Source organism: Synechococcus sp. H70.2 (assembly GCF_047462275.1).
In the GTDB taxonomy this organism is placed as follows: domain Bacteria; phylum Cyanobacteriota; class Cyanobacteriia; order Thermostichales; family Thermostichaceae; genus Thermostichus.
The window spans coordinates 85,682-104,571 of sequence record NZ_JANSIU010000003.1 but is presented as its reverse complement, the minus strand read 5'-3'; the positions used below and the strand labels follow the sequence as shown (position 1 = coordinate 104,571).

The window sequence follows — 18,890 nt, the reverse complement described above, 5'->3', positions numbered from 1 at the left end:
CTTTGGGAGCGTAAGTCATGCTCATTCCAACTCTCCTTTTTGCTTCTCCTTCGATTGTCAGTGGGCTTTTGGATGGATCCCTGGTTCGCTACGGTGGCGTTGTTCGAGAAGCTGCCACGGGTCGCATCGTCAAGCATTTGGCCGAAGCTCCTGGCCTGACCAGCTTGCTGATGAATGCGCCGGTATCTCCTGAATCCGTGATTAATGCCCTTGGTCACCAAGCCACTCATCGAAAGCTTGAGGTTTTGCAGCAGACTGCCACCAAGATTTTGGGGCTTTCTCAGGTAGCTGCTGGCGCTAGCGTTTTAAACCTGGGGGTTAGCGCTATTGGCTTTACCTACATGCATTTCCGCCTGAATCAGTTGCAAGACTCTATTGCCCGCCTAGAGAAGATTGTTAGGGAAGGGATCCAAGACATTCAGCAAAAGCTAGATACACTTTCCGACCAACTGGCCTATTTGCAAGCTTTGGCCGTTCAGAGTAGAGCCGAAATTCTGTTGGCTATCTCCAATTTGCAGCGTGCCCTTTTCATCCAAAGTCTTGCCAAGCTGCAGGCGGAGCTGGTTAGTTTGCACCGATTCCCAGAGGCTTCTCCTCGCGATGCCCTTAAGGCGCTGGCGGAAGCCCGCATTTTTTTCTCCGACCAAGCCCATCAGATCCCTGTTGAGCGCCAGGCCCACTGCCTACTGCTTGGCGATATTGCCCTCAAGGGTTGGGCAGTTTCCCTAGCGGCGGAATCCCAGCTTCTGCTTAAGCATGGGTACCTGCAAGATGCCGTCGATGCCCTGGACTTCGAGGTTCCTCGTTTCCGGGAACTAAGCGAAAGGTGGTGTGCCGCTCTCTTGCCGGCGGATCGACCTCAGCTCCGGACGGCCTATACGTACAAAGCTCCCGGCTTTGCCGGCCGCATCTCTAGCGAGCGCATCCAGCGCATTGCTCGTCTTTCCCCATTTGATCGAGCGCTTACACCGGAGCAGCGCTTCCTTAGGGAAAAGAATCTTTCTGTCGAGTTTCAGATGACCTACTTCCAAGAGCTGGACAAGTCTTGGTACCTTTCTCAAGCGGCTTTAGCTGAATACTTAGACACCCTCAGCGAGCTCACGGAGCGCCTTGAAAGTCTCCAGTCTTTTGCTCGCCTCTGTCGGGAGCTTAACCAGGCGGATCCGTACCGGTTGATCCCTTCTGAACCCCAAAGTCTCTATCTACTGGCTGCCGAGTAAAGTGGTCAGCCCACCTCGCGGGCAGCCCGCACCAGCAGTCCCGCCATAATTAGTCCAGAGAGAGTTGAGCTGCCGCCGTAGCTAAACAGCGGCAAGGGCACCCCTGTAGTTGGCAGCAAGCCAGTGACCACGCCGATATTCAGCAGTGCCTGCCCCACCAAAAACATCAAACAGCCACAGGCCACCAGCCGCGTGGGCAGGTCGAGACAGCGCCGCATGACCCGCAAGCTTACCCAGGTGTAGGCGCTCAATAGCCCTAGAAAGAAGAGGGATCCCACCAGGCCAAACTCTTCTGCATACACCGCAAAGATGAAATCCGTGTACTGGATGGGCAAGTAGAACAGCTTTTGCAGAGAAAGGCCATAGCCTTTGCCCCACCAGCCCCCTGAGCCAATAGCCAAAAGGCTTTGCACCAACTGGTAGCCATCCCCTTGGGCATTCCCCCAGGGATCCAAAAAGGCAAGGATGCGCCGCCGCTGGTAGTCTTTGCTGAGAATGCTCACCACAGCCGCCAGGATCCCCAGTCCTGCTGTAGCCAAGAGGGTAAAAACGGGGAGCCCGGCAGTCCAGGCCATGACCCAGAGGGTAAGGCCGCAGATGGCGGTGGTGCCCAAGTTGGGCTGGAGGAGGATCCCTAGCAGCGCCAAAGCAAAGAGCCCAACCCAGACGCCGCGAAACCAGGCGGGGTAGTAAAACCAACGGCCAAACACCCAGGCCCCCTGCAGCACCAACAGAGGCTTGAGCAATTCCGAAGGCTGGATGACCACCGGGATCACCTTCAAATCCAGCCAGCGGCTGGCATCCAGGCGGGAAACCCCCAGCCCCGGCACCTGGGTAGCCCAGACTAAGCCAATGCCCAGCAGACAGAGGATCCCGGCCCAGGGGAACCAGCGCCGCAAAGGGATGCGCACCAGAAGTGCGAAGCAGGCCAGCCCCAGCCCTGCCCAGAGCAACTGGCGCTTAAAGAAATAGAGGCCATCGCCAGTAGTCTGCTGCGCCACCGGGTAGGAGGCCGAAAACAGCATCATCAAGCCCACTGCCAGCCAAACCAGCGTCAGCCAGCGCAGCCAGCGCGCTTCAGCATTCCAGGGATCCCACAAGGGCTTGGCAACAGGCGCGGAAGTGGTGGCCACGGTGCTCGAAGCTGGGGTACTGGTCAAAGCTGGCACAAGCGGGCGACAGCAAAACGGTAATGGGCCGAGCGGGATCCGCCAGGGCTTGCGCTAGGGAGCAAGCGGCTGCAAAGGCCCTTTCCACCGCTACCTCTAGAGTTGGCAGGATCTCGACGTCAGTATAGCGGATTGCCCGGAGAGCCTGGGCCAGGGCAGGAGCAGCCTCCCCAATGAGCAACACGCGGGCCACCTTAGCCTGAATAAGCCGCAGCCAGGCCGAGGGGTCCCCCTGTTTGGCCCTTCCACCGGCAATGAGGATGATGGGCGGGGAGAGGGCGTTGAGGGCCACCCAGCCGGCCTCGTAGTTGGTGGCTTTGCTGTCGTTGACAAAGCGGATGGGGGTGGATCCCACCTGGATTTGGGCTACCCGCTCCAAGCGATGGGGCATGCCAGCAAAAGAGCGGATGGCTCCCTGAATGGCAGTGTTAGGGATCCCGGCCAGATGGGCAGCCGCTGCCGCCAAGAGCAAGTTCTGCAAGTTGTGAGGACCAGGGCAGCGCTCGGCAAAATCCTCCAGCTCCGCCACCGCTTCCCCCTGGATGTAAAGGGTGCTCCCCCGCAGGAAGACATCCGCTTGCGGATCTTGCAGGGAAACCCAGTAGGTGTTTTCCCAGTCTCGCCGCCGGCGAAAGAGGTAGGGATCCTCGCCGTTGACCACCCGCCACTGGGCCCGCTCCAGCAGCCGCGCCTTAAAGCCGGCGTAGCGCTCCAGGGTGCCGTGCCGCTCTAGGTGATCGGGGGTGAAGGTGGTCCATACCCCAATGCGGGGTGGGCTGCCAGGGGAGCTCTGCATCAGACGGCTGCTGGCCTCCAGTTGGTAGCTGCTTAGCTCTGCCACGATCCAATCCGGCCGCCGCTGCCCTTGCCAGGTCTCCAGCGCCACCTGAGACAGAGGTAAGCCAATGTTGCCGCAGGGGATCCCTTCTAGCCCTCCCGCTTTAAACATCTCCGCCACCAGGGCCGTGGTGGTGCTTTTGCCGTTGGTGCCCGTGATCCCTACCCAAGGCAGATGCTCAAGGAACTGCCAGGCCAGCTCCGCCTCTCCCACCACCTCGATCCCTTGCCGACGCGCCTCTTGCAGCAAGGGGTGATCCCAGGCAATGCCCGGGCTGACCACCACCTGCTCCACTCCCGGCAGCAGTTGAAAAGGCTGGCCCAAGTGGACAGGGATCCCTTCTTGTTCCAGCTCTGCCTGCCGTTGCCGCAAGAGCTCCGAATCCTGCTCGTCCCAAACCCACACCTCTTTTCCTTGGGCCCGCAGCAGCCGTGCAGCCGACCAACCTGCGATCCCCAGTCCCAAAACCTGATGGCCCACGTCTATCCCCTTGGAACTTTGGCTTGCAGATGCATCTTACGGCTCTGGCCGCCCTCTAGAGCGCGGCGCGGGGCTAGGGATGGGGGCGACAGAGAAAGGAGAGCACCTCGCCCATGAGACGGTTTATGGCTTGGTACTTCTCAGGGGGAGCTGAGAGAATCTCTGCTTCCGACTGCACATAGGTAGATGGCAATAACTCGTTGCGGCAGTGGGAGACAAGCCCCTGCACCAATTCTGGCGTGGTTTCCAAGTGAAACTGGAGGCCAATCACTGAACGCCCAAGCTGAAAGGCCTGGTTCTCACAGCCTTCGCTTTTGGCAAGGTGAATTGCACCAGGGGGCAGCTCGAAGGTTTCCCCGTGCCAGTGAAAAACCTCAATCGAGGGCGGAAAAGGAAAGGCCAGCTCGTTCGCTGGTTGGATCCCTTGCACGGGCCACCAGCCTATTTCCTTAACACGATTTGGAAACACTCGGCTACCCATTGCGCTGGCAATCAGTTGCGCCCCCAGACAGATGCCCAAAATGGACTTGCCGGCCTCGATGGCATTGCGGATAAACTCCTTCTCCTGCACCAGCCAAGGGAACGCGCTTTCGTCATTGGCACTCATGGGGCCACCCATGACGATGAGCATGTCAAATTCATCCAGGCTCGGCAATCTTGTCGATTCAAAGAACTTTGTGCCCGTTACAGGGTATCCCTTGGCTTTGAGCCAGGACTCTATGTAGCCGAGACCTTCAAACGCCACATGTTGTAAGTAATGGGCCCGCATGCTGATTTCAATGACTAACCCCCTAGCCTAGCACAGCTCCTGTGGCTTCCTTGCTGGCAGTGTTTCCGAGACTAGGAGACTAAGTCTTCTAGGACTAAGTCTGGGATGAAATTATACAAGTTAGCCAACCTTTGTACTCGCGCGGAAGTTTGCCCAACAGAAGGACGGGAAGTGGTTTTCCTGGCCTCTGAAAGTAGATAACTCTCTAGTGAACTTGCTGACTGCCTCAGACTGCAAGCCTCAACCGCTAGCTCATTTCAAGGTTATTGGCGTACGCAGAAACTGGGCGCTGGCCAGGAGGACTCCCTAAAGCTTTTAGAGAAGACCGCTATGATGGCCTAAAAAGGTTGCAATTTCCAACAGTAAATAGAGTGAGGAAAGCCTCGATTCTACCTCGTAGGGCGCAAGAGAGCCGCACTCGGCTCTTCCGGGGCCATATCCTTGGGCTTTTGCCAAGAGGAGAGCCCCCCTTTGCAATTATTGCGAATTGTTACGAGACTGGCGTCATGCCCCCGGCAGGGATCCAGTTCTCTGGTAGAACGGGAAACAGGTGCTAGGGAAGAATGCCCATTCCCGGCCTACTTGCTTTTTGGCGTTGCAGGACGGAGAGCGACCGCATGTTTACTCTGGTTAAGCCCATCACCCGCCACGTGGCCCCTGCTGAGCTGGGGGGACGCCGACTGATGAAGGTGGTGTACGTGGTGTTGGAGCCGCAGTATCAGAGTGCCCTGACGGCGGCAGTCCAGCGCATCAACGCCCACAACCCCAAGCTGGCGGTGGAGCTGTCTGGGTATCTGGTGGAGGAGCTGCGGGATCCCTCGGGGTATGAGGCTTTCCAGCGGGATCTGGAGACGGCCAATGTCTTTATCGGCTCCTTGATCTTCATTGAGGACATCGCCCAGAAGGTAGTGCAGGCAGTAGAACCTCTGCGGGAGCGGCTGGATGCAGTGGTGGTGTTCCCCTCCATGCCGGAGGTGATGCGCCTTAATAAGCTGGGATCCTTTTCCATGGCGCAACTGGGCCAGTCTAAGAGCGCCATTGCCCAGTTCATGCGCAAGCGCCAGCAGGGATCCAACTTCCAAGAGGGGATGCTGAAACTGCTGCAGACCCTGCCCAAGGTGCTGAAGTACCTGCCCTTTGACAAGGCCCAGGATGCCCGCAACTTCATGCTTAGCTTCCAGTACTGGCTGGGCGGATCCCGCGAGAACCTGGAGAACTTTTTGCTGATGCTGGCGGATCGCTACCTGCCGGGGATGCGGGGACAGCTCTCCTTTGCCGAGCCAGTGACCTATTTGGAGATGGGCATTTGGCATCCCCTGGCGCCGCAGATGTTTGCCAGCCTGGCGGAGTATTGGGATTGGTACAATGCCCGCGAGGATCTGCCAGAAGACGTAAAGGATCCCTTGGCTCCCTGCGTGGGGTTGGTGCTGCAGCGCACCCACCTGGTGACGGGGGATGATGCCCACTACGTGGCGATGGTGCAGGAGCTGGAGTCGCGGGGGGCACGGGTGGTGCCGGTGTTTGCCGGCGGCTTGGACTTCTCCAAGCCGGTGAACGAGTTTTTCTGGAACGAGCAGAAGACAGCCCCAATTGTGGATGTGGTGGTGTCCCTAACCGGCTTTGCCCTAGTGGGGGGCCCGGCGCGGCAGGATCACCCCAAGGCTGTGGAGACGCTGCAGCGGTTGAATCGCCCCTACATGGTGGCCCTGCCCTTGGTGTTTCAATCCACCGAGGAATGGGCTGCTAGTGACTTAGGCCTGCACCCGGTGCAGGTGGCGCTGCAAGTTGCCATTCCTGAGCTGGACGGGGCCATCGAGCCAATCATCCTCTCGGGGCGAGACGCCGTCACCGGCAAAGCCCATGCTCTGCAGGATCGGATTGAGCTGATTGCAGCGCGGGCCCTCAAGTGGGCCAACCTGCGGCGTAAGCCCAAGCTGGAGAAGAAGATCGCCATCACTGTCTTCAGCTTCCCGCCAGACAAAGGCAATGTGGGGACAGCAGCCTACCTAGATGTGTTTGCCTCCATCCACCGCGTCATGCAGGCCCTGGCCCACAACGGCTACGACCTGGGGCCAGAGCTGCCCAAAACACCGCAGGAGTTGATGGAGTCCATCCTGCACGATGCCCAGGCCCAGTACGCCAGCCCAGAGCTGAACGTGGCTGCCAAGCTGTCGGTGCGGGAATACGAGGCCCTGACCCCCTATGTCAAAGCCATTGAGAAATATTGGGGGCCACCCCCAGGGCACCTGAACACTGATGGGCAAAATCTGCTGATTTACGGCAAGCACTTTGGCAACGTGTTCATTGGGGTGCAGCCCACCTTTGGCTACGAAGGGGATCCCATGCGGCTGCTTTTTTCTAGATCGGCCAGCCCCCACCATGGTTTTGCGGCCTACTACACCTATTTGGAGAAGGTGTGGGGAGCCGATGTGGTGGTGCACTTTGGCACCCATGGCTCTTTGGAGTTCATGCCCGGTAAGCAAATTGGCATGTCGGGCGAGTGCTACCCGGATAATTTGATTGGATCCCTGCCCAACCTCTACTACTACGCCGCCAACAATCCCAGCGAGGCCACCATTGCCAAGCGGCGCGGCTACGCTTGCACCATCAGCTACCTGACACCGCCGGCAGAGAATGCCGGCCTCTACAAGGGGCTGCAGGAGCTGCGGGAGCTGATTGGCTCTTACCAAACCCTGCGGGAGGGGGCACGGGGCATTGCCATTGTCAACGCCATCTGTGACAAGGCGCGCCTGGTCAACCTGGATAAGGATGTGGAGCTGCCAGAGGGGGATGCTGCCCAGCTGACTCTGGAAGAACGGGACACAGTGGTGGGCAAGCTCTACGCCAAGCTAATGGAGATTGAGTCGCGGCTATTGCCCTGTGGTCTGCATGTCATCGGGGCGCCCCCCACGGCAGAGGAGGCCATTGCCACGCTGGTCAGCATCGCCAGCATTGACCGCCCAGAAGAAGGGATCCTCAGCCTACCCCGCATTATTGCCCAGAGCCTGGGCCGGGATATCGACGAGATCTACCGCAACCGGGATCGGGGGCACCTGGCGGATACGGAGCTGCTGGACCGCATCAACAAGGCCTGCCACAAGGCAGTGGCGGCCCTGGTGCAGGAGCAAACCGACGCCCAGGGGCGGGTCTCCAGGGTGGCCAAGCTCAACTTTTTCAACATGGGACGGCAGGCCCCCTGGCTGGTGGCCCTGAAGGAGGCGGGCTATCCCCAGGTGGATGCGGAGCTACTCAAGCCTTTGTTCGAGTTTTTGGAAGAGTGCCTTAAGCAAATTACGGCTGACTACGAGCTGGGATCGCTGCTGCGGGCCTTGGAAGGGGAGTACATCCCACCGGGGCCCGGCGGGGATCCCATCCGCAACCCCAATGTGTTGCCGACGGGGCGCAACATCCATGCTTTGGATCCCCAGTCCATCCCCACCGCAGCGGCCATCAAGTCGGCGGAGATCGTGGTGGAGCGGCTGCTAGCCCGCGAGTTGAGCGCCAACGGCGGCAGGTACCCGGAAACCATCTCGGTGGTGCTCTGGGGCACGGACAACATCAAGACCTATGGGGAATCGCTAGCCCAGGTGCTGTGTTTGCTGGGGGTGCGTCCCAAGCCGGATGCCCTGGGGCGGGTGAACAAGGTGGAGCTCATCCCCCTGGAGGAGCTGGGGCGTCCCCGCATTGACGTGGTGGTCAACTGCTCCGGCGTGTTCCGGGATCTCTTTGTCAACCAAATGGCTCTCCTCGACCGGGCAGTGAAGCTGGCGGCCCTGGCCGATGAGCCGCTGGAGCTCAACTTTGTGCGCAAGCACGCCCTCCAGCAGGCCAAGGAGCTGGGGCTGACGCTGGAGCAGGCGGCAACGCGGGTCTTTTCCAACGCCTCCGGCTCCTACTCGGCCAACATTAGCCTGGCGGTGGAAAACAGCTCCTGGGAGGACGAGAGCGAGCTGCGGGAGATGTATCTATCCCGCAAGTCCTTTGCCTTTGGCTCGAATCTGCCCAACCAGCAGATGCGGCAGCTTTTTGAGGCCAGCCTAAAGACGGTGGACGTGACCTTCCAAAACCTGGATTCGTCGGAGATTAGCCTGACGGATGTCAGCCACTACTTCGACGCGGATCCCACCAAGTTGGTGCAGAGCTTGCGCCCAGACGGCAAGGCTCCCGCAGCCTACATTGCCGATACCACCACGCCCCATGCCCAGATCCGCACCCTGAGTGAGACAATCCGGCTGGATGCTCGCACTAAGCTCCTCAATCCCAAGTGGTACGAGGGCATGCTCAAGCACGGCTATGAAGGGGTGCGGGAGATTGCCAAGCGGCTGGTGAACACCTCCGGCTGGTCGGCCACGGCAGGTGCGGTGGACAACTGGATCTACGAGGAAGCTAATGAGACCTTCATCAAGGACGAGGCAATGCGCCAGCGGCTGATGAACCTCAACCCCCACTCCTTCCGGCGCATTGTCGGCACCCTGCTGGAGGTGCACGGGCGCGGCTACTGGCAAACTTCCCAAGCCAATATCGAGCGCCTGCAGGAGCTCTATCAGCAAGTTGAAGACCGGATTGAGGGGATTGAGTAGCTAGGCGATCCCGCTAGAGGAGAGCCGAGGCTACGGCGCAGGCTGCAGCATTCCTGCCAAGCGCTCTGCCCTGCTGCGGTGAATAAGGGGCCTCTAGGCAGCTCCGCTGGCAAGAGGGCAGCTCCCTTGCCGCAGCGGGCCGTAGGCCTTGGAGTTGGGGGTATGACGCCCTCCCCCTTAGTGCTGGGGAGAAGCTGGGGTAGTCAGCCGCAGGCAGCCAGTGCAAAGGGTTGGCTGGCCCGGCTGGCTGGGTGGGTAGCTGAGGGAGGAGCAGGCGGCTCTTCACCCACTGGCCCAAGCCTTCTTCTGCTGCTGAGTTGGCCAAAGTCGGCAGGGATCTCACCCTCTAGCCGTAGGGCAGAGGTTAGAAAGAATGCGGCTTTTAGTCTTCCTCCTCCAAAATGCGGGGCACCTTGAAGAACCTGTCAGCGCGGTCGGGGGCGTTAGCCAGGATCCCTTCGACATTGGAGTAGGGCTGCACCTCATCGGGGCGGGTGGGCAGCTCGATATCGAGGACATGGAAGGTAGGCTCTACGCCTTCGGTATTCAGTTCCTGAAGCTGTTCTACGTAGGCCAAAATATCTGCCAGTTGCTGGGTAAACTGGATTTCCTCTTCCTCGGTAAGCTCAAGCCGTGCCAGATGAGCGACGTGGCGTACCTCTTCCCGTGTCAGCATTGTTTCCTTTGCCCTATGAGCTACCGCTGAGTTTACTGCAGCCAGACCTCAAGAGGGGGCAGCTCAATACAGCTCTAGGTTGGCGCGTCCTGTGGTTTTCAGCCAATTTTGGGCCTCGATGTAGTTGTTGGGGGCAATGCGAATGGCGCGGATCCAGTAGCGGGCGGCCTCGTCAAACAGGGCCTCCGCCGTTTCTTCATCCCCAGCTTGCAGACTCTGCTCACCTTTGTGGTGTAGCAAAACGGCAATGTTGTTGAGGGCTGAACAGAGGCGTGGGTTTAGCTCTAAGGCCTGGTGGTAGTACTCCAGGGCTTTGTCCAGGTCACCGGTGCTTTGGTAAATCAAGCCCATGTTGTAGAGAATGTAGCTGCGGTCTTGGTCGTCCTGCTCCAGAGCCAAAGCTGCGCGGTAGTTTTCTAGGGCCTCGGCGTATTCCCCTTCGCTCTGGGCTGCCATGCCGTCTCGGTAGTAGGCAAAGGCTTTCTTCTCGTCCGAACTCACCCCTGGCAGCAACTTTAGGATTAGGTCGGCCATGACCGTGAAAGTTTTGTCAATGAAGTTGTCGTTCTTCATGCCGCGCGGCATGGTTGACCTCCTTTGGAGCCTGGGATAGGACCTACCCTTTTTGCGTTGTACCACGCCCGCGAAGCCTTTAGGTTGAGCCTGGCCCAGAAGAGGCTGAGCGACGCTTGCTGAGGCGCACCGGGTGCCACTGCACGGTTTCACCAGGAAAGACTTCCAGCTCGCAAGTCGTATCGATGAGCCGTTGGGCCTGGGCTTGGGGAGTGGGGTAGCGGGCCAGATCCGCATCCACTAGGTGGGGATGCTCTTGCAGGAGCTGCACGAGGAACTCCTGCAATTCCTCAGAGCTGAGAAATTGCTCTGGCAGGCCCGGGATCAGCAGCACGTAGTGATTGGCAGAGCGAAGCGGCTCGGGTTGGGGGTCTGACATGGGGTTGAGTTGGGTATCTTAACTTCCATAATGAAGGGCTGCGGCTCTCTTGATATCCTGAAAAAGGCTTTTGTCCGCCCTCTTGTTGGCTTTGAGAGTGCTATGGCCAAGCCGCGCACCTTTTCTGGCATTCAGCCCTCCGGGGAGCTGCACCTGGGCAATTACCTAGGGGCTATTAAAAACTGGGTGGCCGAGCAGGAGCAGTATGAGAACTTCTTTTGTATTGTGGACCAGCACGCTGTTACTGTGCCCCAGGATCCCAGGCTGTTGAGGGAGCGCACCCGTTCCCTGTTTGCCCTCTATTTGGCCTGTGGCCTCAAGCTGGAGCATTGCGTGCTGTTTGTGCAGTCCCATGTGCCTGCCCACACGGAGCTGGCCTGGCTGTTTGCCACCATCACTCCCATGAACTGGGCGGAGCGCATGATCCAGTACAAGGAAAAAAAAGAGAAGCAGGGCGAGGAAACGAGCGTTGGCCTGTTTAGCTACCCAATTTTGCAGGCGGCGGATATTCTCCTCTACCAGCCCAAGTATGTACCTGTGGGAGAGGATCAGCGGCAGCACATCGAGCTCTGTCGGGACATTGCCCGCCGCTTTAACGACCGCTTTGGAGAAACATTTGTAATCCCCGAGGCGCTAATTCGCCCGCAGGGGGCGCGGATTATGAGCCTAACGGATGGCACGCGCAAGATGTCCAAGTCGGATCCCTCCGAGTTCAGCCGTATCCACCTGCTGGACGATCCAGATACAATTCGCAAAAAGATTCAAAAAGCTAAGACCGACTCAATCCGCGGCATTACCTTCGACGACCCGGCCCGCCCAGAGGCCCACAATTTGCTGACAATCTACATGCTCACCTCCGGCAAGAGCAAGGAGGAGGTGGCGGCTGAATGTGCCGAGATGGGGTGGGGGCAGTTCAAACCTCTTCTTGCCGACAGTATCATTGCCACTCTCCAGCCCATTCAACAGCGCTACCGGGAGATCGGGAGTGACCCCGACTACCTCCAGCTGCTGATGCGAGAAAATGCTGCCAAGGCTCGCGCCGTGGCCGAGCCAACCCTCCAAAAGGTGCGAGAGGCAATGGGGTTTCTACCCCCTTGAGGGATCCCTCCCCCAGCAACGCAGCCCAGCAGCCCGAGAGAAGAAGTGCCGTCCTTGAGTCCCCACCTAGAAGCCACCTTGCAGGCTCATCCCTACTGCCAACCCCAATGCTGCTGGCAACTGGCCCTGGAGAGAGCTAGCATCGGGGAGCATTTACTTAGACTCGCCCTCGCCAACTTCAACAGGGCGGGGGGCAAGGATCCCCTTCCAGAGCAGAGGCAGGCGCTCCTGCCATTCCTGCCGGTGGTTGATCCCGTACACGCAGAGCAGGGTGATACCTACCCCCACCCACTGTCGGGGGGTGAGGGTTTCGCCTAGGAGGGTGTTGCCGAAGAAGAGGGCAAACACCGGGGTGAGAAAGGTCAGGGAGCTAAACTCGGTGAGGTTTTCTTGGGAGGCAAAGTAGAAAAACAGGGCATAGGCCACGGCGCTTCCCATCACCGAAGCATAGAGCAAGCCCAGCCAGTGGAGGCCGCTTAGGTGCTGCCACTGCTGGCTTTCTGTGAGCGCCGAAAGCAGGATCAAAGGCAAGCTACCCAGCACCATGTGCCAGCCAGTTGCCAATACTGGGTCTGCCACCTCTGCTACCTTGGGCATCATCACCGTGCCGATGGCCATCGACAGGGAGGCCAGCAACATCCAGCCAACGCCAGGTCCTAGCTGCAGGGATCCCTCCCCTCCCAGGCCAATCAAGCTAATGCCGACCACGCCTAGCCCCAGGCTCAGCCAGCCCAGCGCTCCCAGCCGCTCCCGGTAAAACCAGCTGGCCATCAGAGCTACTGCTAGCGGCTGCGAGTCAATCAACACGGATCCCAAGCCAGCGCCGGTCTCCTGCAGCCCTCGCGCCAAAAAGCCTTGAAAACAGGTGGCGTCCACGAGGGCAAAGGCCAAGACCCACAGCCAGCCCCGCAATCCCTGAGGATGCCAGGGCTGAGAGACGTTAGAGACCCGCCCCTGCCAAAGCCGAAAGGCCAAAACGAGGAGCCCGGCTGGCAACAGCCTCAGAATGGCAATGAAGAGAGGAGTGGTCTCGGAGAGGGCATCTCGCATCGCCACCATTGCCGAACCCCAGAGGAAAAAAGGGGCAATCATCAGCAGGCGTTGCCAGAGAGGCTGAGGTAACGTGTCAGAGTGAGCCATAAGCGCTTCAAACTTGGCCACAGAAGTCAACCCCATGTTAAGCGCTGCGGCAGCCTAGTTACAAATCTTCACTATTGATGCAGAGTATGGGATCCCTAGAGGGCTTTCTCAACCTGGATAAGCCGGCAGGGCTCACCTCCCACGACTGTGTGGCGGCAGTGCGGCGAACCTTGCGCACCCGCCAGGTGGGGCATGGGGGCACCCTGGATCCGGCGGCAACGGGAGTTTTGCCCATTGCCGTGGGGCGGGCGACGCGCTTTTTGGCCTTTCTGCCGGGGGATAAGGTTTATCGGGCAACCTTCCGCTTTGGTCAGCGCAGCAACACTGACGACACCGAGGGGGAGGTGGAGCTGGGATCCCCCTGTCCGCAGCTCAGTCGCGAGCAGGTGGAGGAGTGTTTGCAAAAATTTGTCGGCGAGATTTGGCAGGTACCGCCCCTTTACAGCGCCGTCAAGCGGCAGGGGAAAAAGCTTTATGAGCTAGCCCGGGCGGGGGCAAAGGCTGCCGAACTAGGGCTAGAGCCACGGCGGGTGGTGATTCGGCAGCTGCAGATCCTGGACTGGCGTCCCGGCGAATTCCCGGAAGTGGATCTAGAGATTGCCTGTGGCCCCGGCACCTACATCCGCGCCCTTGCCCGCGATGTGGGGGAAAAACTTGGCTGTGGCGGTTTGATGAGCCAGCTGCGGCGGCTGCAAAGTGGCCCTTTTCGCCTCGAAGAGAGCTGGCCTCTTGAGGGGTGGCAGGGATCCGCCAATCCTGCCGCTGCCCTGCTGCCCATTGAGTGGGGCTTTGTTGGCTGGGAGGTGGTCTTGCTCTCACCCCCTGAGGCCCGCCGCTGGCAGCAAGGTCAGGCCATTCCCCTAGATTCTGCCCAGGCTACTGCCAAGAGCGTACGGGTAAAGAGCGAGCAAGGAACGTTCTTAGGGTTGGGACAATGGCAAGGCAGACTGCTTAAGCCGCTACGGGTGCTGTTGCCGGATCCCTGATTTCCCTGTCGGGGAAGATCCTCCGTGTGATAGACTGCGGGAGAGCCAACCAAGGGCGGAAAACGCCTCAGGGATCGGTCCTGAGGGGAGGGAGGCTTGACCTAGCTCTTTGAGACGCCACGAAAACGGAGTTGGGGATATGCGCGATGCCGTAACCACTTTGATCAAAACCTACGATCTGACAGGCCGCTACCTCGATCGGGATGCCATGGAGGCTCTCAGGGCCTTTTACGATTCCGGGTTGCGGCGCATCAAAGCCGTGCAGGTCATCAACCTCAACTCGGTGGACATCGTCAAGACGGCTGCTGCGGCCATGTTTGCCCAAGTGCCGGAGCTGCTCCGCCCAGGAGGGAACGCCTATACCACTCGCCGCTACGCCACCTGCCTGCGGGATATGGACTACTTCCTGCGCTATGCTTCCTACGCCCTGGTGGCTGCCGACAATAGCATTTTGGACGAGCGCGTTTTGGCCGGTCTGCGGGAGACCTACAACTCCCTGGGGGTGCCGATTGCTCCAACCGTCATTGGGATCCAAAACATGAAGCAGCGTGCCCTAGAGCTGCTTGGCACCGACGAGGATTACAGCTTTGTAGCCGAGCCCTTCGATTACATGAGCGCCAAGCTGAGTGAAACCGATATCTAGGCGCTAGTCCTGCTGCGTAGGGGGGTGAGCAAGCTGCAGGCCCTAGCCAACTAGAGAGCTGCCACCCCCTGTAGCGGTGGGGATTCCAAATCGAGGGGGCTTCCTTCCCAGAGGCAGCTCTCTTCGCTTATGCTACTAGCCATTGAGAGCCTCCCTTGCTGGAACCTAAGGGGGGCACCCTGTGGATCCCAGCCAAAAGCCCCGAAAGACATGAAAGCTGTTGTCATGAACGTGCCCGGCGGGCCGGAGGTTCTGCAACTGCAGGAGGTACCTGATCCCCAGATCCGCGGCGAGCGAGAGCTGCGTGTTCGTCTCAAGGCTGCCGGCGTCAACCCCATCGACACCAAGCTGCGGCGGCGGGGCACCTTCTACCCGGAAGAGATGCCGGCCATTTTGGGATGTGACGGCGCTGGCGTTGTGGAAGCGGTGGGGGCCGGAGTGCGGCAGTTTCGGGTTGGAGACGAGGTTTACTTCTGCTATGGCGGCCTGGGCAAGCAGGGGGGGAACTATGCTGAGCTCATCGTGGTGGACGAGCGCTTTGTGGCCCCCAAGCCCAGAACCCTTAGCTTTGCCGAGGCTGCCGCTGCTCCCCTGGTGTTGATTACTGCCTGGGAGGCCCTTTACGACCGGGGGCGGCTGCAGACTGGCCAAAAGGTGCTTATCCACGCTGGCGCCGGCGGGGTAGGTCATGTGGCCATCCAACTGGCCCGCCTGCGGCGATGTGAAGTCGCCACCACCGTGAGCACCCCAGAAAAGGCCGAGTTCGTCCGTTCTCTGGGAGCTAGCCTGCCCATCTTCTACCGCCAGACTGACTTTGTGCGGGCCGTTTTGGACTGGACGGGTGGGGAAGGGGTAGATCTGGCCCTGGATACCGTGGGTGGCCCAGTGCTGGAGCAGACCTTTCCGGCTGTGCGGGTGTACGGCGATCTCGTCACGCTGTTGGCGCCGGCCCCAGAGACGGATTGGCGGGTGGCCCGCGACCGCAACCTACGGGTAGGCTTTGAGCTGATGCTTACGCCGATGCTAAAGAATCTTGTGGCTGCCCAGCAAAATCAGGCAGAGATTCTCAGGCAATGCGCCCGCCTCATCGACCAAGGCCAACTGCGTATCCACCTCAGCCACACCTTTCCGCTGGCCGAAGCTTCTGCGGCCCATCGCTTGCTGGAGCAGGGATCTGTTCTTGGCAAAATTGCCTTAATTATTTCCGATTAGGCCTGCTAAAGGAAGCCGTGGCCGGATCCGCCTATGGCTAATCCTCTCCCCCCTCACCTGTTGGAGAATGAGAGCTTCTATGAGAATGCCCTCTGCTGGCTGGGGCAACCCCAGGCGGCCTATCGGCTGCTGAGCGAAGCAGTTTTTCCGGCCATCTCCTCCTGGGTGCGGGGAGAGGTGGAGAGCTACTCCTTCACGCACTGGCAGCCGGAGGACGTGCGCACCTTTCTTTACCCCGTGGTGGCCCTGGGGGACGAGGAGACGCTTGTCCTTGCCAGTGAGGCCCTGCTTCTCTGTGGCAGCGGCACCTACTACAATCCTTGCGACCTGGCGATTGTGGTGTTTGTGCAGCAGCCCCAAGAGCTGTTTAGCCAACTGATGCAACGCATCCGCCGCACCGAAGCCATCATCACCCGAGGGCCGGAGGTGCGGATGCTCTCCGAACAGGTCAGCCTGGCCAAGCGGGGACGCGACTACATCAACACCAAGTATCTGGTCTGGCCCTACGCCCTTTCTGCTGCTGCTCAAGATACTCTGGTCAAGCAAGGGATCGGCATCATCCGTCTTTCCCCCCTAGAGGCTGCCTTGCCTTTTGGAGACTAGGCGGAGAGCAAGTTGGAGGAAAATAGGGATCCCTTACTGTGGTTTTCCATGGTCACTGCCCACCTGCCGCCCCTCATCAAGGCAATGCTGGAGCCGAGGTTTTACCCCCACCCGGTGCAGGAGCCGATCCAGCTTCTCCAAACCCACATCTCCTATGTTCTCCTGACGGGCGACTATGCCTATAAAGTAAAGAAGCCCGTAGATTTTGGTTTTTTGAACTTCACAACTCTCGAGCGGCGGCGCCACTTTTGCCAAGAAGAGCTGCGCCTGAACCAGCGGGGCGCGCCGGAGCTTTACCTAGAGGTGTTGCCCATTGTGCGTGCCAAGGGCCAGTTCCAGCTTGACGGCAGGGGCGAGCCAGTGGAGTACACCCTCAAAATGCGGCAATTTCCTCAAGAGCAACTCTTTAGCAACCTCCTCGAGCGGGGGGAGCTGACACCAGCCTTGATGGAGGAGCTAGGGCGGGCGGTGGCGGCCTTTCACGCCCAGGCGGCGACCAACGACTACATTCGCAGCTTTGGCCGACCAGAGCGGGTACGGGAGGCCTTTGACGAGAATTACGCCCAGACCCAACGCTACATCGGCGGCCCCCAGACCGCCGAGCAGTACCGAGAGACCCGAGCCTATACGGATGGCTTTTTTGCCGGGCGGCAGGAGCTGTTTTACCAGAGAATCGAGCAAGACCGCATCCGCGAAGGCCACGGGGATCTGCACCTGGGCAATATCTGCCACTGGGAAGGCAAGATCTTGCTTTTCGATTGCATCGAGTTCAACGAGGCCTTCCGCTTTGTGGATACGATGTACGACGTCTCCTATGCGGTGATGGATTTGGATGCCCGCCACCGCCCCGATCTGGGCAATGCCTATTTGAACACCTATTTGGAAGAAACGGGTGACTGGGAGGGACTGAAGATCTTGCCCATTTACCTCAATCGCCAGGCCTATGTGCGGGCCAAGGTCACCTCTTTTTTGCTGGACGATCCTGCCGCCTCGGAAGCTTCCAAAGCCAATGCCTTCCACACTGCCGCCCGCTACTACCGCCTGGCCTGGGAATACACCCTTCCCAAACAGGGGCAGTTGTTTTTGATGGCTGGCCTGTCGGGAGCAGGCAAAAGTACGGTGGCCCGCTACCTGGCCCGGCAGCGGGGAGCCATCCACATTCGCTCCGACGCCGTGCGCAAGCACTTGGCCGGGATCCCTCTGCGGCAGCGCGGGGGGCCAGAGGTGTATACGCCCGAGATGACTGAGAAAACCTACCGCCGCCTAGTGCAGTTGGGAGTGGAATTGGCCCAGGAGGGCTACACCGTCATTCTGGATGCCAAGTTTGACCGGCAAGCGCTGCGCAGCCTGGCGATGGAACAAGCGCAACGGCGCGGCCTCCCGCTGCGTATTCTCTACTGCCATGCTCCTGAGCTCGTCCTCCGGGAGCGTCTGCAGCGGCGCAGCCAGGCTTCTCTGCCCTCTGACCTCTTGGCCTCAGGCATTGGGGAGGGGCGAAGCGTGGCTGACATTGCCGATGCCACTGCCGATCTCCTTGCCCAGCAGCAGGCCCAGTGGCAGGATTTTTCCGAGGGGGAACGGTCTTACCTCACCGTGTTGGACACCAGTCAGGATTGGCAAGCGCAGCTGCAGGAGATCACCAGTGAGCGAGGTAATGGCTGAGGATTTGCGCTTGATGCCATTGTTTGAAGGCTTTCCTCCAGAGGTGCTCGAGCCGCTGGCCCGGCAGATGGCGCTGCGCTCCTACCCCGTCAGCCAGGCCATCTTGTTGCAAAATGACTGGGGCAGTGCCGTCTATTTCATTCTGGAGGGCTGGGTTAAAATTCGCACTCACGATGGAGAGGGGCGGGAGGTTACCCTCACCATTCTCGGCCCAGGCGAGATCTTTGGGGAGATGGCCGCCTTGGATGAGGCACCCCGTTCCAGCGATGTGATTGCCTTAACACCGACCAAGGTTTGCTGTCTGCCGGCCCAGGATTTTCTGGCTTTTTTGACTGCTCATGCCCAGGCTGGCATTCGCCTTGCCCAGCTCATGTCCCGCCGTTTGCGGCAGCTCAACCGGCGGCTGCAGTTGCGCGAGGCTAGCAGTGTTGCCCGCGTTGCCGATATTCTTCTCTTCTTGGCAGAATCCCGGGGCCGGGTCAGCCGCAGCGGCGTAGAGATCCCCAACTTGCCCCATCGGGAGCTGAGCAGCTTGAGCGGCTTAGCGCGGGAGACGGTTACCCGCGTTCTTGCTAAGCTGGAACAGGAGGAGCTGATCCGCCGGGATCGCAGCCGCGACATCCTCTGTATTCCGCAGATGGAGGCCCTGGAAAAGCTCATCGGCTAAGGGGCGCTCCCTGTTGCCAAAGAGCTCCTGAGCGCTCTAAAATAGGGGATCGAAGCCGGGATAGCTCAGTTGGTAGAGCAGAGGACTGAAAATCCTCGTGTCACCAGTTCGAATCTGGTTCCTGGCATGCTAGAGTCAAAGCTGCCCTAAGCAGCTGGAGAGGCAGAATCCCCTAGGCAGGGGCCTGGGCTATTC

At 59.6% G+C, this 18,890-nt stretch carries 16 protein-coding genes and 1 tRNA gene; 10 read left to right on the top strand and 7 right to left on the bottom strand.

The annotated features are described in order from the left end of the window. Positions 1–17: 17 nt before the first annotated feature. A complete protein-coding gene (locus NW822_RS04180; protein WP_414361380.1) occupies positions 18–1,220 on the top strand; it encodes a hypothetical protein in 1,203 nt (400 codons plus the stop codon). Between the two features lie 5 nt (positions 1,221–1,225). Here the strand turns inward: NW822_RS04180 and NW822_RS04175 are convergent, their stop codons facing one another. The 3 genes from NW822_RS04175 to NW822_RS04165 all read right to left on the bottom strand — a co-directional run bounded on the left by NW822_RS04175 (position 1,226) and on the right by NW822_RS04165 (position 4,476). Beyond that, complete coding sequence (locus tag NW822_RS04175; RefSeq protein WP_414403618.1) at positions 1,226–2,353, bottom strand: FtsW/RodA/SpoVE family cell cycle protein; 1,128 nt, start codon at positions 2,351–2,353, stop codon at positions 1,226–1,228. Beyond that, the gene (murD, locus tag NW822_RS04170; RefSeq protein ID WP_414403617.1) at positions 2,298–3,707 is read right to left on the bottom strand and encodes a UDP-N-acetylmuramoyl-L-alanine--D-glutamate ligase; all 1,410 of its coding nucleotides are present in this window, start codon (positions 3,705–3,707) and stop codon (positions 2,298–2,300) included. Before murD ends, NW822_RS04175 begins: the two co-directional genes overlap by 56 nt. Positions 3,708–3,780: 73 nt before the next feature. Then, on the bottom strand, positions 3,781–4,476 hold the full coding sequence (locus NW822_RS04165; protein WP_414403616.1) for a type 1 glutamine amidotransferase: 696 nt from the start codon (positions 4,474–4,476) through the stop codon (positions 3,781–3,783). A 617-nt stretch (positions 4,477–5,093) separates the two neighbouring features. Here NW822_RS04165 and NW822_RS04160 point away from each other — a divergent pair. Beyond that, positions 5,094–9,056 carry a magnesium chelatase subunit H gene (locus NW822_RS04160; RefSeq protein ID WP_414403615.1) on the top strand — a complete coding sequence of 1,321 codons (3,963 nt, stop codon included), beginning with the start codon at positions 5,094–5,096 and terminating at the stop codon, positions 9,054–9,056. Between the two features lie 382 nt (positions 9,057–9,438). Here NW822_RS04160 and gatC read toward each other — a convergent pair whose 3' ends face one another. The 3 genes from gatC to NW822_RS04145 form a co-directional block, all read right to left on the bottom strand. Further along, entirely contained in the window at positions 9,439–9,732 is a 294-nt protein-coding gene (gene gatC / locus NW822_RS04155; RefSeq protein WP_414403614.1) for an Asp-tRNA(Asn)/Glu-tRNA(Gln) amidotransferase subunit GatC, read from the bottom strand. A 63-nt stretch (positions 9,733–9,795) separates the two neighbouring features. Continuing rightward, entirely contained in the window at positions 9,796–10,317 is a 522-nt protein-coding gene (locus NW822_RS04150) for a photosystem I assembly protein Ycf3 (RefSeq protein ID WP_414403613.1), read from the bottom strand. Positions 10,318–10,384: 67 nt separating this feature from the next. After that, positions 10,385–10,684, bottom strand: a complete 300-nt coding sequence (locus tag NW822_RS04145; RefSeq protein ID WP_414361366.1) for a chlororespiratory reduction protein 7 — start codon at positions 10,682–10,684, stop codon at positions 10,385–10,387. Positions 10,685–10,786: 102 nt separating this feature from the next. Here NW822_RS04145 and trpS point away from each other — a divergent pair, with 102 nt between their 5' ends. Further along, on the top strand, positions 10,787–11,782 hold the full coding sequence (gene trpS, locus NW822_RS04140; RefSeq protein WP_414403612.1) for a tryptophan--tRNA ligase: 996 nt from the start codon (positions 10,787–10,789) through the stop codon (positions 11,780–11,782). Positions 11,783–11,935: 153 nt separating this feature from the next. On the opposite strand, the gene NW822_RS04135 is transcribed toward trpS, so the two are convergent. After that, positions 11,936–12,922: a DMT family transporter gene (locus NW822_RS04135; RefSeq protein ID WP_414361362.1), complete on the bottom strand. Its 987-nt coding sequence runs from the start codon at positions 12,920–12,922 to the stop codon at positions 11,936–11,938. A gap of 86 nt (positions 12,923–13,008) precedes the next feature. Here NW822_RS04135 and truB point away from each other — a divergent pair, with 86 nt between their 5' ends. The 7 genes from truB (at position 13,009) to NW822_RS04100 (ending at position 18,822) form a co-directional block, all read left to right on the top strand. Further along, positions 13,009–13,908, top strand: a complete 900-nt coding sequence (gene truB, locus NW822_RS04130; RefSeq protein ID WP_414403611.1) for a tRNA pseudouridine(55) synthase TruB — start codon at positions 13,009–13,011, stop codon at positions 13,906–13,908. Positions 13,909–14,047: 139 nt separating this feature from the next. After that, on the top strand, positions 14,048–14,551 hold the full coding sequence (gene apcB, locus NW822_RS04125) for an allophycocyanin subunit beta (protein ID WP_414361358.1): 504 nt from the start codon (positions 14,048–14,050) through the stop codon (positions 14,549–14,551). 210 nt (positions 14,552–14,761) lie between these two features. Next, positions 14,762–15,763, top strand: coding sequence for a zinc-dependent alcohol dehydrogenase family protein (locus NW822_RS04120; RefSeq protein ID WP_414403610.1), 1,002 nt, complete (start codon positions 14,762–14,764; stop codon positions 15,761–15,763). Positions 15,764–15,796: 33 nt separating this feature from the next. After that, positions 15,797–16,366, top strand: a complete 570-nt coding sequence (locus tag NW822_RS04115; protein ID WP_414361355.1) for a hypothetical protein — start codon at positions 15,797–15,799, stop codon at positions 16,364–16,366. A 48-nt stretch (positions 16,367–16,414) separates the two neighbouring features. Then, on the top strand, positions 16,415–18,028 hold the full coding sequence (locus NW822_RS04110) for an AAA family ATPase (protein ID WP_414403609.1): 1,614 nt from the start codon (positions 16,415–16,417) through the stop codon (positions 18,026–18,028). Between the two features lie 13 nt (positions 18,029–18,041). Continuing rightward, the gene (locus tag NW822_RS04105) at positions 18,042–18,695 is read left to right on the top strand and encodes a Crp/Fnr family transcriptional regulator (RefSeq protein WP_414403726.1); all 654 of its coding nucleotides are present in this window, start codon (positions 18,042–18,044) and stop codon (positions 18,693–18,695) included. Between the two features lie 54 nt (positions 18,696–18,749). Further along, positions 18,750–18,822 (top strand) — tRNA-Phe (locus tag NW822_RS04100). Positions 18,823–18,890 lie beyond the last annotated feature (68 nt).

What these genes read in the sequence shown, in the direction of transcription:
- NW822_RS04180 (WP_414361380.1), top strand. Translation starts at nt 18, where the DNA reads ATGCTCATTCCAACTCTCCTTTTTGCTTCTCCTTCGATTGTCAGTGGG.
- NW822_RS04165 (WP_414403616.1), bottom strand. Translation starts at nt 4,476, where the DNA reads ATGCGGGCCCATTACTTACAACATGTGGCGTTTGAAGGTCTCGGCTAC.
- NW822_RS04160 (WP_414403615.1), top strand. Translation starts at nt 5,094, where the DNA reads ATGTTTACTCTGGTTAAGCCCATCACCCGCCACGTGGCCCCTGCTGAG.
- gatC (WP_414403614.1), bottom strand. Translation starts at nt 9,732, where the DNA reads ATGCTGACACGGGAAGAGGTACGCCACGTCGCTCATCTGGCACGGCTT.
- NW822_RS04150 (WP_414403613.1), bottom strand. Translation starts at nt 10,317, where the DNA reads ATGCCGCGCGGCATGAAGAACGACAACTTCATTGACAAAACTTTCACG.
- NW822_RS04145 (WP_414361366.1), bottom strand. Translation starts at nt 10,684, where the DNA reads ATGTCAGACCCCCAACCCGAGCCGCTTCGCTCTGCCAATCACTACGTG.
- trpS (WP_414403612.1), top strand. Translation starts at nt 10,787, where the DNA reads ATGGCCAAGCCGCGCACCTTTTCTGGCATTCAGCCCTCCGGGGAGCTG.
- NW822_RS04135 (WP_414361362.1), bottom strand. Translation starts at nt 12,922, where the DNA reads ATGGCTCACTCTGACACGTTACCTCAGCCTCTCTGGCAACGCCTGCTG.
- truB (WP_414403611.1), top strand. Translation starts at nt 13,009, where the DNA reads ATGGGATCCCTAGAGGGCTTTCTCAACCTGGATAAGCCGGCAGGGCTC.
- apcB (WP_414361358.1), top strand. Translation starts at nt 14,048, where the DNA reads ATGCGCGATGCCGTAACCACTTTGATCAAAACCTACGATCTGACAGGC.
- NW822_RS04120 (WP_414403610.1), top strand. Translation starts at nt 14,762, where the DNA reads ATGAAAGCTGTTGTCATGAACGTGCCCGGCGGGCCGGAGGTTCTGCAA.
- NW822_RS04115 (WP_414361355.1), top strand. Translation starts at nt 15,797, where the DNA reads ATGGCTAATCCTCTCCCCCCTCACCTGTTGGAGAATGAGAGCTTCTAT.
- NW822_RS04110 (WP_414403609.1), top strand. Translation starts at nt 16,415, where the DNA reads ATGGTCACTGCCCACCTGCCGCCCCTCATCAAGGCAATGCTGGAGCCG.
- NW822_RS04105 (WP_414403726.1), top strand. Translation starts at nt 18,042, where the DNA reads ATGCCATTGTTTGAAGGCTTTCCTCCAGAGGTGCTCGAGCCGCTGGCC.